At 66.0% G+C, this 15,733-nt stretch carries 13 protein-coding genes and 3 rRNA genes; 12 read left to right on the top strand and 4 right to left on the bottom strand.

All coding sequences use genetic code 11. The features are described 5' to 3' along the window. Window positions 1–38: 38 nt before the first annotated feature. Window positions 39–278 (top strand): chaplin, encoded by a 240-nt coding sequence (locus ACQEU8_RS25480; protein ID WP_433104954.1) that lies wholly within the window; start codon window positions 39–41, stop codon window positions 276–278. Window positions 279–317: 39 nt separating this feature from the next. On the opposite strand, the gene ACQEU8_RS25475 is transcribed toward ACQEU8_RS25480, so the two are convergent. Then, complete coding sequence (locus ACQEU8_RS25475) at window positions 318–1,154, bottom strand: hypothetical protein (RefSeq protein ID WP_433104952.1); 837 nt, start codon at window positions 1,152–1,154, stop codon at window positions 318–320. Window positions 1,155–1,259: 105 nt separating this feature from the next. On the opposite strand from ACQEU8_RS25475, the gene ACQEU8_RS25470 reads away from it, so the two are divergent. The 4 genes from ACQEU8_RS25470 (at window position 1,260) to ACQEU8_RS25455 (ending at window position 4,412) form a co-directional block, all read left to right on the top strand. Further along, a complete protein-coding gene (locus ACQEU8_RS25470; protein WP_433104950.1) occupies window positions 1,260–2,051 on the top strand; it encodes an ABC transporter ATP-binding protein in 792 nt (263 codons plus the stop codon). 21 nt (window positions 2,052–2,072) lie between these two features. Further along, entirely contained in the window at window positions 2,073–2,495 is a 423-nt protein-coding gene (locus ACQEU8_RS25465; RefSeq protein WP_433104948.1) for an NfeD family protein, read from the top strand. Window positions 2,496–2,565: 70 nt separating this feature from the next. Then, on the top strand, window positions 2,566–3,531 hold the full coding sequence (locus tag ACQEU8_RS25460) for an SPFH domain-containing protein (RefSeq protein ID WP_433104946.1): 966 nt from the start codon (window positions 2,566–2,568) through the stop codon (window positions 3,529–3,531). Between the two features lie 113 nt (window positions 3,532–3,644). Next, the gene (locus tag ACQEU8_RS25455) at window positions 3,645–4,412 is read left to right on the top strand and encodes a sulfite exporter TauE/SafE family protein (protein ID WP_433104944.1); all 768 of its coding nucleotides are present in this window, start codon (window positions 3,645–3,647) and stop codon (window positions 4,410–4,412) included. 70 nt (window positions 4,413–4,482) lie between these two features. Here ACQEU8_RS25455 and ACQEU8_RS25450 read toward each other — a convergent pair whose 3' ends face one another. Both ACQEU8_RS25450 and ACQEU8_RS25445 read right to left on the bottom strand, forming a co-directional pair. Next, window positions 4,483–4,992 (bottom strand): HNH endonuclease, encoded by a 510-nt coding sequence (locus ACQEU8_RS25450; protein WP_433104942.1) that lies wholly within the window; start codon window positions 4,990–4,992, stop codon window positions 4,483–4,485. Between the two features lie 426 nt (window positions 4,993–5,418). Beyond that, entirely contained in the window at window positions 5,419–5,958 is a 540-nt protein-coding gene (locus ACQEU8_RS25445; RefSeq protein WP_433104940.1) for a YbhB/YbcL family Raf kinase inhibitor-like protein, read from the bottom strand. 180 nt (window positions 5,959–6,138) lie between these two features. Here ACQEU8_RS25445 and ACQEU8_RS25440 point away from each other — a divergent pair, with 180 nt between their 5' ends. Next, window positions 6,139–6,570, top strand: a complete 432-nt coding sequence (locus ACQEU8_RS25440; RefSeq protein WP_433104938.1) for a barstar family protein — start codon at window positions 6,139–6,141, stop codon at window positions 6,568–6,570. Between the two features lie 57 nt (window positions 6,571–6,627). Here ACQEU8_RS25440 and ACQEU8_RS25435 read toward each other — a convergent pair whose 3' ends face one another. Continuing rightward, complete coding sequence (locus ACQEU8_RS25435; protein WP_433104936.1) at window positions 6,628–7,410, bottom strand: sporulation protein; 783 nt, start codon at window positions 7,408–7,410, stop codon at window positions 6,628–6,630. Window positions 7,411–7,476: 66 nt separating this feature from the next. Between ACQEU8_RS25435 and ACQEU8_RS25430 the strand changes: the two genes are divergently transcribed. From ACQEU8_RS25430 to ACQEU8_RS25405, 6 genes are all read left to right on the top strand, one after another. Further along, the gene (locus ACQEU8_RS25430; RefSeq protein WP_433104934.1) at window positions 7,477–8,172 is read left to right on the top strand and encodes a DNA-3-methyladenine glycosylase; all 696 of its coding nucleotides are present in this window, start codon (window positions 7,477–7,479) and stop codon (window positions 8,170–8,172) included. 408 nt (window positions 8,173–8,580) lie between these two features. Beyond that, a 16S ribosomal RNA gene (locus ACQEU8_RS25425) occupies window positions 8,581–10,109 on the top strand. 310 nt (window positions 10,110–10,419) lie between these two features. Continuing rightward, window positions 10,420–13,545, top strand: a 23S ribosomal RNA gene (locus ACQEU8_RS25420). A 121-nt stretch (window positions 13,546–13,666) separates the two neighbouring features. Then, window positions 13,667–13,783: ribosomal RNA gene (rrf, locus tag ACQEU8_RS25415) — 5S ribosomal RNA — on the top strand. The 16S, 23S and 5S rRNA genes sit together here, the layout of an rRNA operon. A 278-nt stretch (window positions 13,784–14,061) precedes the next feature. Then, window positions 14,062–14,973: a hypothetical protein gene (locus tag ACQEU8_RS25410; protein WP_433104932.1), complete on the top strand. Its 912-nt coding sequence runs from the start codon at window positions 14,062–14,064 to the stop codon at window positions 14,971–14,973. Next, window positions 14,913–15,665, top strand: coding sequence for a hypothetical protein (locus ACQEU8_RS25405; RefSeq protein ID WP_433104930.1), 753 nt, complete (start codon window positions 14,913–14,915; stop codon window positions 15,663–15,665). The genes ACQEU8_RS25410 and ACQEU8_RS25405 overlap by 61 nt, the downstream gene beginning before the upstream one ends. Window positions 15,666–15,733 lie beyond the last annotated feature (68 nt).

Below are 15,733 nucleotides of genomic sequence, written 5' to 3'. Positions count from 1 at the left end.
CCGCGGCACCGTTCAGCAGAACCACAGGGAGAACCCCCATGAACACCGCCAAGAAGGCCGCCCTCGTCATCGCCGCCGCCGGTGTCGCCGCCGGCGCCTCGGCCGGCTCCGCGTGCGCCGACAGCGCCGTCGCACAGGGCAAGGCCGTCAACTCGCCGGGCGTCGGCTCGGGCAACCTGGTGCAGGTGCCGGTCGACGTCCCGGTGCGCCTCACCGGCAACTCGGTCAACGTCGTCGGCGTCCTCAACCCCGCCTTCGGCAACCACACGCACAACTGACCCGCGGGGCCGGCACGCCGGGAGGGCGGGCGGCACCGCTCAGGCCTGCCCGCCCTCCCGCCGCCGCTCCAGCTCCTCCGCATAGGCGTTGTACGCGGCCACCTGCGCCCGCCGCGCCGTACGCTCCACCGGCCGCAGCGCCTCGGCGCGGGCCGCCATCTCCGCGGCGCTCACCGCGCCCCCGTGCTCCCTCCCGTCACCGGCGGCACCCCCGTCCCCGTACGCGATCGAGACCAGCGCTCCCACCCGCTGGGCCAGCTCCAGCACCCGCACAGCGCGCGGCGGATAGCCCGGCGCCAGCAGCTGCCGGCCCGCCTCCATCCGCGCCCGGTACGCCTCCAGCGCCGCGTCGGCCACCGGGCCCGAGCCCGCCACATCGAGCCGCGTCAGCACCTGAGTGGCCTCCCGCATCGCCTCCGCCAGCTCCCGCTCCGCCTCCGCGAGCGAGGGCACATCGGCCGGCGGGGCCTCCCGCACCGGCAGGCACTCCCACAGCACCTCCGTATGCACGTCCTCCGGATCCGCGTCCGCCGGCCCCGCCTCGTACACCTCCGGCACCAGACCGAGCGCGGTGCCGTACACCAGCACCGCCTCCTCGGCCTCCAGCGCCCGCGCGTTGAACTCCGGCGGCCCGCTGAGCCCCAGCGGATGGCCGGGCACCGGCAGCGCCACCCGCAGCCCCACGGCACCCAGCGACCGCAGCCGCCCCAGCGCCAGCGTCAGCCCCACCGGGTCACCGTCGTCCCCCGGCAGCACTACGCGGTGCCGCGCATCCTGTTCCGCGATGCGCTCGGCCGCCTCGTCCGGCGAGACGAGTCCGGCGAGCAGTGCGTTTCCCCAGGCGGCCAGCCGCCCCGAGCGAGGTTCTGTGAGCATGAACCAAGCCTAGGGAACAGGCTTCGCACACGGTGGCGTAGGTTTTCCCCTGGGGAATGTGCCCACAGGCACCTAAACGCGACTGCAATAGGAGACAACGCGCTCATGAGCGAAGTACTGGAGCTGGTGGACGTATCCGTGGTCCGCGACGGACGTGCTCTGGTGGACGATGTCTCCTGGTCGGTCAAGGAGGGCGAACGCTGGGTCATCCTCGGGCCGAACGGCGCGGGCAAGACCACGCTGCTCAACATCGCCTCCAGCTATCTGTTCCCGACCTCCGGCAGCGCCGCCGTCCTCGGTGAACGCCTCGGCAGCGTAGACGTGTTCGAGCTGCGTCCCCGCGTCGGCATGGCCAGCATCGCCATGGCCGAGAAGCTGCCCCGCCGCCAGACCGTGCTGGAGACCGTGCTCACCGCGGCCTACGGCATGACGGCGCACTGGCAGGAGAGCTACGACAAGGTCGACGAGGACCGCGCGCTCGCCTTCCTCGACCGGCTCGGTATGTCCGACTACCTGGACCGGAAGTTCGGCACCCTCTCCGAGGGCGAGCGCAAGCGCACCATGATCGCGCGGGCCATGATGACCGACCCCGAACTGCTGCTCCTGGACGAACCCGCGGCCGGACTCGACCTGGGCGGGCGCGAGGACCTCGTACGGCGCCTCGGACGGCTCGCGCGCGACCCGTACGCCCCCTCCATGCTGATGGTCACCCACCACGTGGAGGAGATCCCGCCGGGCTTCACCCATGTTCTGATGCTCCGCCAGGGACGGGTGCTGGCAGCCGGGCCACTGGAGACCGAACTGACCTCTCGTAACCTCTCGCTGTGCTTCGGCCTGCCGCTGGTCGTCGAGACGCAGAACGGCCGTTGGACCGCACAGGGCCTGCCGCTGCGCTGACCGTACGCCTACCATGGCCGTGTGGACGCATGGGTCTGGTGGCTCGTAGCCGCCGCAGCGCTGGGGATTCCGCTCATCATCACGGCCATGCCCGAGTTCGGCATGCTGGCGGTGGGCGCGGTCGCTGCCGCGGGGACGGCCGGGATCGGCGGAGGCCCGGTCGCCCAGGTCATCGTCTTCGCGATCGTCGCCTCGGCACTGATCCTGGTCGTACGGCCCGTCGCACGCCGGATGCGGACCGAACGCCCCGCTCTGGCAAGCGGAGTCGACGCGCTCAAGGGCAAGCAGGCCCTGGTGCTGGAGAAGGTCGACGGAACCGGCGGCCGTATCAAGCTCGCCGGTGAGATCTGGTCAGCTCGCGCCCTCGATTCGGACACAACTTACGAGCCTGGCAGTCAGGTTGACGTGGTCGAGATCGACGGGGCCACCGCGGTCGTGATGTGATGGCTATGAGCATCCGCACACGGGCAGTAACTCTTCAGGCAGCGCTTTACACCATGCAGGGGGCAAGACCATGGACGCCATCATCATCGTCCTTATCATCTTGGTGGTGCTGGTCTTCATCGCACTCATCAAGACGATCCAGGTCATTCCACAGGCGAGTGCGGCGATCGTCGAGCGCTTCGGCCGGTACACCCGGACCCTCAACGCGGGCCTGAACATCGTCGTCCCCTTCATCGACACCGTACGCAACCGTGTCGACCTCAGGGAACAGGTCGTCCCCTTCCCCCCGCAGCCGGTGATCACCCAGGACAACCTCGTGGTGAACATCGACACCGTCATCTACTACCAGGTGACCGACGCCCGCGCCGCCACCTACGAGGTCGCCAGCTACATCCAGGCGATCGAGCAGCTCACCGTCACCACCCTGCGCAACATCATCGGCGGCATGGACCTGGAGCGGACGCTCACCTCCCGCGAGGAGATCAACGCCGCGCTGCGCGGCGTCCTCGACGAGGCCACCGGCAAGTGGGGCATCCGCGTCAACCGCGTCGAGCTGAAGGCCATCGAGCCGCCCACCTCCATCCAGGACTCGATGGAGAAGCAGATGCGCGCCGACCGTGACAAGCGCGCCGCGATCCTCCAGGCCGAAGGTGTCCGCCAGTCGCAGATCCTCACCGCCGAGGGTGAGAAGCAGTCGGCCATCCTGCGCGCCGAAGGTGAGTCCCGCTCCGCCGCTCTGCGCGCCGAAGGTGAGGCCCAGGCCATCCGCACGGTCTTCGAGTCCATCCACGCCGGCGACCCGGACCAGAAGCTGCTCTCCTACCAGTACCTCCAGATGCTCCCGAAGATCGCCGAGGGCGACGCCAACAAGCTCTGGATCGTCCCCAGCGAGATCGGCGACGCCCTCAAGGGCCTCGGCGGCGCCCTCGACAACTTCCGCCCCGACTCCGGCGGAAACGGCGGCACTCGCGGCGGCACCCCCACCCCGCCCAGCGTCCCCAAGCCCCCGCGCGAGCAGCCCCCGCTCGACTCCTGACGACCCCGCGGGCACGGCGCAGCCGAGGTCCAGCAGTCGGACCGCCGCACATACGAGCAGCCCCTTCGGGCATGATCAGTGGCACTGACACCGATCACCGAAGGGGCTGACGCGTGACCGTATGGGAGGCCGTGGCCGTCTGCGCGGCAGGCATCGGCGCCGGAGGCATCAACGCCATCGTCGGCTCCGGCACACTCATCACCTTCCCCGTGCTGCTCGCCGTCGGCCTGCCGCCCGTGACCGCCAACGTGTCCAACTCGCTCGGCCTCGTCCCCGGCTCCATCAGCGGCGCCATCGGCTACCGCCGGGAGCTGCGCGGCCAGGGCCGCCGCGTCATCCGGCTCGGCACCGTCGCGCTCCTCGGCGGGCTGGGCGGCGCCATCCTGCTGCTCACCCTGCCGTCCAAAGCGTTCGACACCATCGTCCCGGTGCTGATCGCGCTCGCCCTGGTGCTCGTCGTCCTCCAGCCCCGGCTGGCCGCCGCCGTCCGTCGCCGCCGCGAACGCCAGAACAACAGCGCCCACCCGCACGGCGGGCTGCCCCTCCAGGGCGGCATACTGCTGGCCAGCGCCTACGGCGGCTACTTCGGCGCCGCCCAAGGCGTCATCTACCTGGCCCTGATGGGCCTGCTCATCCCCGACGACCTCCAGCGCATCAACGCCGTCAAGAACGTCCTCGGCGCGGTCGTCAACGGCACAGCCGCCGTCTTCTTCCTCTTCGTCGCGGACTTCGACTGGACCGCCGTGCTGCTGATCGCCGTCGGCTCAGCAGTAGGGGGCCAGCTCGGCGCCCGGGTCGGACGCAAGCTGGCCCCCGGAGTGCTGCGGGGCGTCATCGTGGCCGTCGGCATCGTCGCGATCGTCCAGCTCCTGCTGCGGTGAGCGACGGCCCGGTCCACCGGGCGGGTGAGCGGAGCCCGGTCGCCGGGCCCTGCTCACCCCGCCCCCTCGCTCACGCCGCGGCCGGCAGCGACAGCCACTCCGGCAGCGACTCCCCCTCCTTCAGCCCCAGCGCCAGCAGAAGCGCGTCCGCCGGAGTCGGCTCGAACGGCTTGACCAGCAGCTTCATCCCCGCCTGCGCCGGCGTCCTGGCCGCCTTCCGGTGATTGTCCGCCGCACACGCCGCGACCGTGTTCAGCCACGTGTCCCCACCGCCGTGCGAACGCGGAACGATGTGATCCACCGTGGTCGCCCGGCGCCCGCAGTACGCACACCGATGCCGGTCCCGCACCAGGACGCCCCGCCGCGACCACGGGGCCCGTTGTCGAAAGGGCACCCGCACATACCGGCAGAGTCTGATCACCTGCGGCACCGGAAGCTCCACCTGCGCCGCACGCACCCGCAGCCCGGGATGCGACTGCTCGACCACGGCCTTCTCCCGCATCACGAGCACCACTGCCCGCCGCAGCGACACCGTCGACAGCGGCTCGAAGCTCGCGTTCAGTACCAGCGTCTCCCGCATCCCGACCGCCTCCCCTTCTCCGTCTCCGCCCGCACGCGCCCGCGCCGGGGTGGCACCAACTGTGCCGTTGTCCACGCACGCCGACAACGCAATTTCCCCAAGCTGTACAGGAAATGAAGCACCCGGGAATGCCAGGTCACAGAGGGCGGAAAAGGATCACGGAGGGACAAATCGCGGAGAATTCGAGAACTTCGAGAACCGAGACGAGAACTTCGGGAACGGAGAAAAGAGCGGCCCCGGACGGCAGCGAAGGCAGTCGGCGCGGCCGTCCGACCCCCGGCCGGACTCCGGCAGACAGCGGCGCTGATCAGCGCCTGCCACCCCCGCTCGCGGTGATGTACCGCGCCACGGTGCCGACTGCCCCCATACACGTTGCGCCGCGCAGGAGCGCGGCGCAACGGAATTATTCGGGACAGCCCCGCGGGATCAGCCCTCCGCGGGGATCTCGTACTCGCCGATCAGCTGCCCCCGCGCCAGCGTGTGGAAGCGCAGATTGAACCCCACGAAGGCAGGCGTCGCCTCGGCATCGGGACCGAGCTTCTCGGTGTCCACGGCATAGACGGTGAAGACATAGCGATGCGGCCCGTCCCCGGGCGGCGGCGCGGCCCCGCCGAAGTCACGCGTCCCGAAGTCGTTGCGCACATGCACGGCCCCCTCGGGGAGCCCCTTCATCTCCCCCGTACCGGCACCGGCGGGCAGCTCGGTCACCGAGGCGGGGATGTCGAAGACGGACCAGTGCCAGAACCCGCTCCCGGTCGGAGCGTCCGGATCGAAGCACGTCACGGCGAAGCTCCTCGTCGCCTCCGGGAAGCCCTCCCAGCGCAGGTAGGGCGAGGTGTTCCCCTCCGCGTACACCTGTGCGGAACCCAGATGGCCGCCGTCCGCCAGATCGTTGCTCACCACGCGGATTGACGGCACCGGGGGGTGGAAGTCATGGGGGAGCGGGCGCCGTTGCTGGTCGGTCACGTCGGGAACCTCCTCGTCACGCGAATCGCTGCAACGGCCAGCCTAACGATCCGGACAGCCTCTCTTTGCCACCATGACGGGGTGCGACAGCACACCCCGTACACCCCAGCCCTGTGCCCGCAGCCGTCAACGCCATCAGGTGAGTGACCACGACGAGACCCCGAAGCGGTGGTGCCGACCATGACCAGCCCCGTGGACCTGCCCGAGCTGCCCCAGGCCGACCTCCCCGGCCTCTTCGACGACTCGGTGCCTCCCGGCGTCTACCGGTTGCCCTCGGTCGGCCCGGACGCGCTGATGCAGGCGGACGCGGCAGGCTGGTTCGGCACTGTGGTGGACCTGACCGGCGTCGACAACAAGGCCGACTTCATGGAACGTTGCGCCACCGGTCTCGAGCTCCCCGACTACTTCGGCCGCAACTGGGACGCGCTCGCCGACCTCCTCACCGATCTGTCCTGGTGGGGCAAGCCCCGCGGCTATCTGCTGCTGGCCACCGGCTGGTCCGAGTTCGAACAGGCCGACCCGGAGGACGCCGCCGCCGCTGCGGACGTCTTCACCGCGGCAGTCGGCTTCTGGTCGGTACGCGAAACCCCGCTCAGCATCCTGCTGGGCTGAGCGGGGTCCAGACGACGCTCCCCGACGACCGGGGCGGCTCTCCGCCGGTCTCCGGTCTCAGAACCAATTCCGCTTGCCGCCGACCTCGGCCAGCCACTGATTGAGGTACCCGGCCCAGTCCGTCTGCTGGTAGGAGTCGAAGTCCACCGGGAAGGCGCGGAAGGTGTCACTGCCCTCCGAGAACAGCCCAGGCTTCTTGTCCATCTCCAGCACCACATCCATCCCCCGCGAGTCCGCGACGAACGACAGCTCGACCTGGTTGAGCCCCCGGTACTGCTGCGGCGCGTGGAACTCGATCTCCTGGTAGAAGGGGAGCCGCTGACGCGTGTTGCGGATATGCCCCTTCTCCATGTCCGCCGACTTGAAGCGGAACCCGAGCTGTCCGAAGGCGTCCAGGATCGCCTGCTGCGCCGGCAGCGGATGGATCTCCACCGGATCGAGGTCGGTCGAGTCCAGCGCCCGCGCGATCGCCAGCTCCGTCGTCACCCCGATCTGCATGCCGCGCAGCTGCTGCCCCAGGAACATCGTGATCGGCGTCTCCCACGGCACCTCAAGAGAGAAGGGCACCACATGCGAGGCCCCCTCGTGCAGGGTGAGCTCCCCGCCGAGCTGCTGGGTGCCGAACTCGATGTTCTGGTGCGCCTCCCCGTCGTTCGTCTCCACCTCGACCCGGGCCTGGAGCCCCACCGAAAGCGACTGGATCTCCTGCGTGACCGAGCCGCCCTCGATCCGCACCTCACCCTGCACCACACCACCGGGCACGGCATGCGGCTCGTGCAGCACCGTGTCCACCGATGCGCCGCCCATCCCCATGCTCGCGAACAGCTTCTTGAAGCCCATCCCCTTGTCCTCCCCTTTCGGCTTCCCCCGTGGGAAGCACGACCAGTTCTTGTACGCTCGGACGGCATGATCGCAGGCCGAGACCGCAACCCCAGCACCACCAGCGGCGATGCGCACCTACCCCGAGCCTTCTTCGACCGTCCTGTCCTGGATGTCGCTCCCGACCTCCTCGGACGCGTCCTGGTACGCACGACGACACAGGGGCGTATGCGGTTGCGCATCACGGAGGTCGAGGCGTACGCGGGCGAGGCCGACCCCGGCTCCCACGCCTACCGCGGCAGGACCGAACGCAACGCCTCGATGTTCGGTCCGCCGGGTCACGCATACGTCTACTTCATCTACGGCATGTGGTTCAGTCTCAACCTCGTCTGCGGCCCCGAGGGCCAGGCCAGCGGTGTACTGATCCGCGCCGGCGAGGTGCTGGACGGAGTGGAGCTGGCCCGGCAGCGCCGACCCAAGGCCCGCAAAGACCTGGAACTGGCCAAGGGCCCTGCCCGCCTCGCCACCGCCCTCGCCGTGGACCGGGAGCTGAACGGCACCGACGTGTGCTCCCACGACGACTCCGCCCCACTGAGCATCCTCGCAGGTGAGGGGCAGGATCCCGAGGCCACTAAGAACGGCCCGCGGACCGGCGTGGGCGGCGACGGCGCCCACTACCCCTGGCGCTTCTGGCTCGACGGCGACCCGACGGTGAGCCCTTACCGGCCGCACAAGCCCCGGAACCGTCGGCCCTCGCTTGACGCAGGCCGGTCCACCCCCTAATGTTGGACGAGCCGCTGGAAACGGGACGGCTTGCCACGGGCCTGAAGGCCCAGTGAGAGCGGCCCCCGGAAGCGGACAATCACTACCTACGATGTACCCCAGAATCGGGGTCACTTTCGGTACGCCGAAAACTGACTCCGAGGACTCGATTATGAGTCTCCGGGGAAACGCGCTAACGTAGTGGACACCGAAAGGGCAAACGTCCGGAGGAAACCCGCGAGGGAATCCAAAGGAAGCGTCCGTTCCTTGAGAACTCAACAGCGTGCCAAAAGTCAACGCCAGATATGTTGATACCCCGACTCGCCGAAGGCGAGTTGAGGTTCCTTTGAAGAAAATTACAGCGAGGACGCTGTGGACAGTGCCGGACTATTCCTCTGGTTACTGTTCCGCTCTTCCGCGAATGATGCATTCACGGAGAGTTTGATCCTGGCTCAGGACGAACGCTGGCGGCGTGCTTAACACATGCAAGTCGAACGATGAACCGGCTTCGGTCGGGGATTAGTGGCGAACGGGTGAGTAACACGTGGGCAATCTGCCCTGCACTCTGGGACAAGCCCTGGAAACGGGGTCTAATACCGGATATGACACGGGATCGCATGATCTCCGTGTGGAAAGCTCCGGCGGTGTAGGATGAGCCCGCGGCCTATCAGCTTGTTGGTGGGGTGATGGCCTACCAAGGCGACGACGGGTAGCCGGCCTGAGAGGGCGACCGGCCACACTGGGACTGAGACACGGCCCAGACTCCTACGGGAGGCAGCAGTGGGGAATATTGCACAATGGGCGAAAGCCTGATGCAGCGACGCCGCGTGAGGGATGACGGCCTTCGGGTTGTAAACCTCTTTCAGCAGGGAAGAAGCGTAAGTGACGGTACCTGCAGAAGAAGCACCGGCTAACTACGTGCCAGCAGCCGCGGTAATACGTAGGGTGCGAGCGTTGTCCGGAATTATTGGGCGTAAAGAGCTCGTAGGCGGCTTGTCGCGTCGGATGTGAAAGCCCGGGGCTTAACCCCGGGTCTGCATTCGATACGGGCAGGCTGGAGTTCGGCAGGGGAGATCGGAATTCCTGGTGTAGCGGTGAAATGCGCAGATATCAGGAGGAACACCGGTGGCGAAGGCGGATCTCTGGGCCGATACTGACGCTGAGGAGCGAAAGCGTGGGGAGCGAACAGGATTAGATACCCTGGTAGTCCACGCCGTAAACGTTGGGCACTAGGTGTGGGCCGCATTCCACGTGGTCCGTGCCGCAGCTAACGCATTAAGTGCCCCGCCTGGGGAGTACGGCCGCAAGGCTAAAACTCAAAGGAATTGACGGGGGCCCGCACAAGCGGCGGAGCATGTGGCTTAATTCGACGCAACGCGAAGAACCTTACCAAGGCTTGACATACACCGGAAACCTCTGGAGACAGGGGCCCCCTTGTGGTCGGTGTACAGGTGGTGCATGGCTGTCGTCAGCTCGTGTCGTGAGATGTTGGGTTAAGTCCCGCAACGAGCGCAACCCTTGTCCTGTGTTGCCAGCAACTCCTTCGGGAGGTTGGGGACTCACGGGAGACTGCCGGGGTCAACTCGGAGGAAGGTGGGGACGACGTCAAGTCATCATGCCCCTTATGTCTTGGGCTGCACACGTGCTACAATGGCCGGTACAATGAGCTGCGATGCCGTGAGGTGGAGCGAATCTCAAAAAGCCGGTCTCAGTTCGGATTGGGGTCTGCAACTCGACCCCATGAAGTCGGAGTCGCTAGTAATCGCAGATCAGCATTGCTGCGGTGAATACGTTCCCGGGCCTTGTACACACCGCCCGTCACGTCACGAAAGTCGGTAACACCCGAAGCCGGTGGCCCAACCCCTTGTGGGAGGGAATCGTCGAAGGTGGGACTGGCGATTGGGACGAAGTCGTAACAAGGTAGCCGTACCGGAAGGTGCGGCTGGATCACCTCCTTTCTAAGGAGCACTTCTTACCGGGCTTTGCCCGGTCAGAGGCCCACTACGTCAGCGAGTGTCTGACGGTGGGTTGCTCATGGGTGGAACGTTGACTATTCAGCCTGGTTCAGGCGGGTTTCGCTAGTACTGCTCCTCGGAGCGTGGAACACGGAAACCTGTACTGGCCGGGTTGGGCGCGCTGTTGGGTGTCTGAGGGCACGGCCGTGTGGTTGTAGCTCTTGGTGCCGGTCCCAGTGAACTCCAGCTTGTGTTGGGGGTGGTGGGTGGCTGGTTGTTGTTTGAGAACTGCACAGTGGACGCGAGCATCTGTGGCCAAGTTTTTAAGGGCGCACGGTGGATGCCTTGGCACCAGGAACCGATGAAGGACGTGGGAGGCCGCGATAGGCCCCGGGGAGCTGTCAACCGAGCTGTGATCCGGGGGTGTCCGAATGGGGGAACCCGGCAGTCGTCATGGGCTGTCACCTGCCGCTGAATGTATAGGCGGTGTGGAGGGAACGCGGGGAAGTGAAACATCTCAGTACCCGTAGGAAGAGAAAACAACCGTGATTCCGGGAGTAGTGGTGAGCGAAACCGGAGGAGGCTAAACCGTATGTGTGTGAGACCCGGCAGGGGTTGCGCATGCGGGGTTGTGGGAGTTTCCTTGATCGGTCTGCCGGCCGGTCGGCGAGTGAGAAACCGTGGTGATAGGCGAAGGGCATGCGAAAGGCCCGGCGTAGAGGGTAAGACCCCCGTAGCTGAAATCATTGCGGCTCGTTTGGAGATTTCCCAAGTAGCATGGGGCCCGAGAAATCCTGTGTGAATCTGGCGGGACCACCCGTCAAGCCTAAATATTCCCTGGTGACCGATAGCGGATAGTACCGTGAGGGAATGGTGAAAAGTACCGCGGGAGCGGAGTGAAAGAGTACCTGAAACCGTGTGCCTACAAGCCGTGGGAGCGTCGCATCAAGTGTTTGCACTTGGTGTCGTGACTGCGTGCCTTTTGAAGAATGAGCCTGCGAGTTTGCGGCATGTTGCGAGGTTAACCCGTGTGGGGGAGCCGTAGCGAAAGCGAGTCCGAAGAGGGCGACCCAGTAGCGTGTTCAAGACCCGAAGCGGAGTGATCTAGCCATGGGCAGGGTGAAGCGCGGGTAAGACCGTGTGGAGGCCCGAACCCACCAGGGTTGAAAACCTGGGGGATGACCTGTGGTTAGGGGTGAAAGGCCAATCAAACTCCGTGATAGCTGGTTCTCCCCGAAATGCATTTAGGTGCAGCGTCGTGTGTTTCTTGCCGGAGGTAGAGCACTGGATAGGCGATGGGCCCTACCGGGTTACTGACCTTAGCCAAACTCCGAATGCCGGTAAGTGAGAGCGCGGCAGTGAGACTGTGGGGGATAAGCTCCATGGTCGAGAGGGAAACAGCCCAGAGCATCGACTAAGGCCCCTAAGCGTGTGCTAAGTGGGAAAGGATGTGGAGTCGCAGGGACAACCAGGAGGTTGGCTTAGAAGCAGCCATCCTTGAAAGAGTGCGTAATAGCTCACTGGTCAAGTGATTCCGCGCCGATAATGTAGCGGGGCTCAAGTACACCGCCGAAGTCGTGTCACTCACATGGATAGCCTTAACGGGTGTGTGGGTGGGTAGGGGAGCGTCGTGTGCCGGGTGAAGCAGCCGTGGAAGCGAGTTGTGGATGGTTCACGAGTGAGAATGCAGGCATGAGTAGCGATACATGCGTGAGAAACGTGTGCGCCGATTGACTAAGGGTTCCTGGGTCAAGCTGATCTGCCCAGGGTAAGTCGGGACCTAAGGCGAGGCCGACAGGCGTAGTCGATGGAGAACCGGTTGATATTCCGGTACCCGCTATGCAGCGTCAAACATCGAATCAGGTGATGCTAAGTCCGTGAAGCCGCTCTGGATCCTTCGGGTGAAAGGGTTTTGGTGGAGCCGACGGCCCGAGCTTGTAGTAGGTGAGTGATGGGGTGACGCAGTGAGGTAGTCCAGCCCGGGCGATGGTTGTCCCGGGGTAAGGGTGTAGCCCGTCGGGTAGGGAAATCCGCCTGGCATGAGGGGTGAGACCTGATGCCGAGCCGTTTGTGGTGAAGTGGGTGATCCTGTGCTGTCGAGAAAAGCCTCTAGCGAGTTGTGTGGCGGCCCGTACCCTAAACCGACTCAGGTGGTCTGGTAGAGAATACTGAGGCGTTCGGGTGAACTATGGTTAAGGAACTCGGCAAAATGCCCCCGTAACTTCGGGAGAAGGGGGGCCATTTCTGGTGATCCAACATGCTTGGTGAGCTGGGGGTGGCCGCAGAGACCAGCGAGAAGCGACTGTTTACTAAAAACACAGGTCCGTGCGAAGCCGTAAGGCGATGTATACGGACTGACGCCTGCCCGGTGCTGGAACGTTAAGGGGACCGGTTAGTCACTCTTCGGGGTGGTGAAGCTGAGAACTTAAGCGCCAGTAAACGGCGGTGGTAACTATAACCATCCTAAGGTAGCGAAATTCCTTGTCGGGTAAGTTCCGACCTGCACGAATGGCGTAACGACTTCTTGACTGTCTCAACCATAGGCCCGGTGAAATTGCAGTACGAGTAAAGATGCTCGTTTCGCGCAGCAGGACGGAAAGACCCCGGGACCTTTACTACAGCTTGATATTGGTGTTCGGTTCGGCTTGTGTAGGATAGGTGGGAGACTGTGAAGCGGCCACGCCAGTGGTTGTGGAGTCGTTGTTGAAATACCACTCTGGTCGTGCTGGATGTCTAACCTGGGTCCGTGATCCGGATCGGGGACAGTGTCTGGTGGGTAGTTTAACTGGGGCGGTTGCCTCCTAAAGGGTAACGGAGGCGCCCAAAGGTTCCCTCAGCCTGGTTGGTCATCAGGTGGTGAGTGTAAGTGCACAAGGGAGCTTGACTGTGAGACTGACGGGTCGAGCAGGGACGAAAGTCGGGACTAGTGATCCGGCGGTGGCTTGTGGAAGCGCCGTCGCTCAACGGATAAAAGGTACCCCGGGGATAACAGGCTGATCTTCCCCAAGAGTCCATATCGACGGGATGGTTTGGCACCTCGATGTCGGCTCGTCGCATCCTGGGGCTGGAGTCGGTCCCAAGGGTTGGGCTGTTCGCCCATTAAAGCGGTACGCGAGCTGGGTTTAGAACGTCGTGAGACAGTTCGGTCCCTATCCGCTGCGCGCGTAGGAGTCTTGAGAAGGGCTGTCCCTAGTACGAGAGGACCGGGACGGACGGACCTCTGGTGTGCCAGTTGTTCTGCCAAGGGCATGGCTGGTTGGCTACGTTCGGGAAGGATAACCGCTGAAAGCATCTAAGCGGGAAGCCTGCTTCGAGATGAGGACTCCCACCCCCTTGGAGGGGTTAAGGCTCCCTGGAGATGACGGGGTTGATAGGCCGGATCTGGAAGCCCAGTAATGGGTGGAGGTGACCGGTACTAATAGGCCGAGGGCTTGTCCGTAGATGCTCGCGTCCACTGTGTTGGTTCTGAGACAACAACCGCACTTCAATTGAAGAGTGTGCTTGTTCGCTAAGAGACTCCAGGGCCCGGATTCTGTTGATCCGGAAGTCCTGAACAGAGTTTCGGTGGTCATAGCGTTAGGGAAACGCCCGGTTACATTCCGAACCCGGAAGCTAAGCCTTTCAGCGCCGATGGTACTGCATGCGGGAGCGTGTGGGAGAGTAGGACACCGCCGAACAATCTTTATGGCCCTTGGCCTTCAGCGTGCATGCGCTGGAGGCCAAGGGCTTTTTTGTTTTTACCCTTCGCTTTTCCGAAGAGCGTTGTTCCACCGCCTGCGCGAGAATTGATGCGCAGGCACGCAGACAGGAGTCATCATGTCCCCCAACTCCTCCGACGACCGCGGCCGAGCCGACCGTCGGCCACGACAGTCCGGCCCGCGTAGCAGCAATGGCCGTGAGCGTTCCCGCGGACCCAGGCGGGAGGACGGTGGCCGGGCCGGCGGGGGCTTCCGGCGTGATGAACGAGGCCGTGACGATCGAGGCGGCTCGTCGGGCGGTTTCCGCCGGGATGAGCGCCGCGGGGACGAGCGGCGTGGGGATGAGCGTCGGCGGGACGACCGGCCGCGTGGTGAGCGGGGGTACGACAACCGTGGACGCGATGACCGCGGGGGTGGCGACCGTCGCGGGCGCGGTGGCCAGGACGGTCCCGGCTTTCGGCGGGACGACCGCCGGGATGACCGTCGGGACGATCGTCGTGATGAGCGTGGGGGCGATCGGGACCGGTTCGGTTCCGGTCGTTCGGGCCGTGGCCCGGCTGACCGGGGAGGGGATTCCCAGGGCCGTGACGACCGTGGACGTGGGGGGTTCCGGCGTGACGAGCGCAGGGACGATCGGCGTGGTGAGTCGCGGGGCGATCGGCCGCAGCGGGACGACCGGGATCGCGAGCGTGCGCCGTATCGCAGGGACGACCGGGCGCGTGACGAGCGCCGGGACGATCGGCGTGGCGGCTCTCGGGAGGATCGGCCGCAGCGGGATGACCGGGGTCGGGAGCGTGCGCCGTACCGCAGGGACGACCGAGCGCGTGATGAGCGCAGGGATGACCGGGATCGCGGGCGTGCGCCGTATCGCAGGGATGACCGGGACGGTGGGCGGCCGCAGGGTGGTCGTGGGCCGCGGCGGGAGGACGACCGTGGCGGGCATCGGCCGTATGGGCAGGGCGGTGGTGCTCGGGGACGGGACGACCGGCGGGACGACAACCGTGGGGGTGGCTTCCGGCGCGACGATGACCGGGACCGGCCGTACGGGCGCGGCGATCGGGACCGTGACCGGGGGCGGGACCGGCAGGAGCGGGAGCCGCTGCGGCGGTTGCCGATCGATGAGGATGTCACCGGCGAGGAGTTGGACAAGGACGTCAGGCAGGAGCTGATGAGCCTGCCGAAGACCTTGGCCGAGGATGTGGCGCGGAACCTGGTGATGGTGGCGCGGCTGCTGGACGAGGACCCCGAGCAGGCGTACGCGTACGCGAAGGTGGCGCTGCGGCTCGCGTCGCGGGTGCCGTCGGTGCGGGAGGCGGCCGGGTTCGCCGCGTACGGGGTGCAGAAGTACTCCGAGGCGTTGGCGGAGTTCCGGGCTGCCCGGCGGATGACCGGGCTGCAGCACCTGTGGCCGGTCATGGCCGACTGCGAGCGCGGTCTGGGGCGCCCGGAGAAGGCGCTGGCGATGGCGGGCGAGCCCGAGGTGCAGAAGCTCGACAAAGCGGGGCAGGTCGAGATGCGGCTGGTCGCGGCGGGGGCCCGCCGTGACATGGGGCAGCCCGACGCCGCTGTGGTGACGTTGCAGAGTCCGGAGCTGGCGTCCAACTCGACGCAGCCTTGGACGGCTCGGCTGCGCTACGCGTACGCAGACGCGCTGTTGGAGGTCGGGCGTGAGGACGAGGCGCGCGAGTGGTTCGGCAAGGCGCTGGAAGCGGATCAGGGCGGGGTGACGGATGCCTCCGACCGGCTCGCGGAGCTGGACGGCGTCGAGTTCATCGACGCCTTGGACGAGGACGCCGACGATGACGTCGATAAGGACGCTGACAAGGACGCCGACAAGGGTGAGCCGTCGGCTGAGGGCTGAGTCTTCGGCGGCAGTGCGTTGAGGCGAAGGGCGGATCCCCTGCGGGATCCGCCCTTCGCTGCGTTCGG

Origin of the sequence: Streptomyces sp. CA-250714, assembly GCF_050936705.1 — a bacterium.
Lineage (GTDB): Bacteria > Actinomycetota > Actinomycetes > Streptomycetales > Streptomycetaceae > Streptomyces.
The sequence above is the reverse complement of the archived record's forward strand: the minus strand, read 5'-3'. Positions and strand labels throughout refer to the sequence as shown.

Bases quoted from the DNA above. Each gene is read 5' to 3' on its own strand.
- ACQEU8_RS25480 (WP_433104954.1), top strand. From the start codon at position 39: ATGAACACCGCCAAGAAGGCCGCCCTCGTCATCGCCGCCGCCGGTGTC.
- ACQEU8_RS25450 (WP_433104942.1), bottom strand. From the start codon at position 4,992: ATGCGGGAGACGCTGGTACTGAACGCGAGCTTCGAGCCGCTGTCGACG.
- ACQEU8_RS25435 (WP_433104936.1), bottom strand. From the start codon at position 7,410: ATGGGCTTCAAGAAGCTGTTCGCGAGCATGGGGATGGGCGGCGCATCG.
- ACQEU8_RS25430 (WP_433104934.1), top strand. From the start codon at position 7,477: ATGATCGCAGGCCGAGACCGCAACCCCAGCACCACCAGCGGCGATGCG.
- ACQEU8_RS25460 (WP_433104946.1), top strand. From the start codon at position 2,566: ATGGACGCCATCATCATCGTCCTTATCATCTTGGTGGTGCTGGTCTTC.
- ACQEU8_RS25475 (WP_433104952.1), bottom strand. From the start codon at position 1,154: ATGCTCACAGAACCTCGCTCGGGGCGGCTGGCCGCCTGGGGAAACGCA.
- ACQEU8_RS25440 (WP_433104938.1), top strand. From the start codon at position 6,139: ATGACCAGCCCCGTGGACCTGCCCGAGCTGCCCCAGGCCGACCTCCCC.
- ACQEU8_RS25470 (WP_433104950.1), top strand. From the start codon at position 1,260: ATGAGCGAAGTACTGGAGCTGGTGGACGTATCCGTGGTCCGCGACGGA.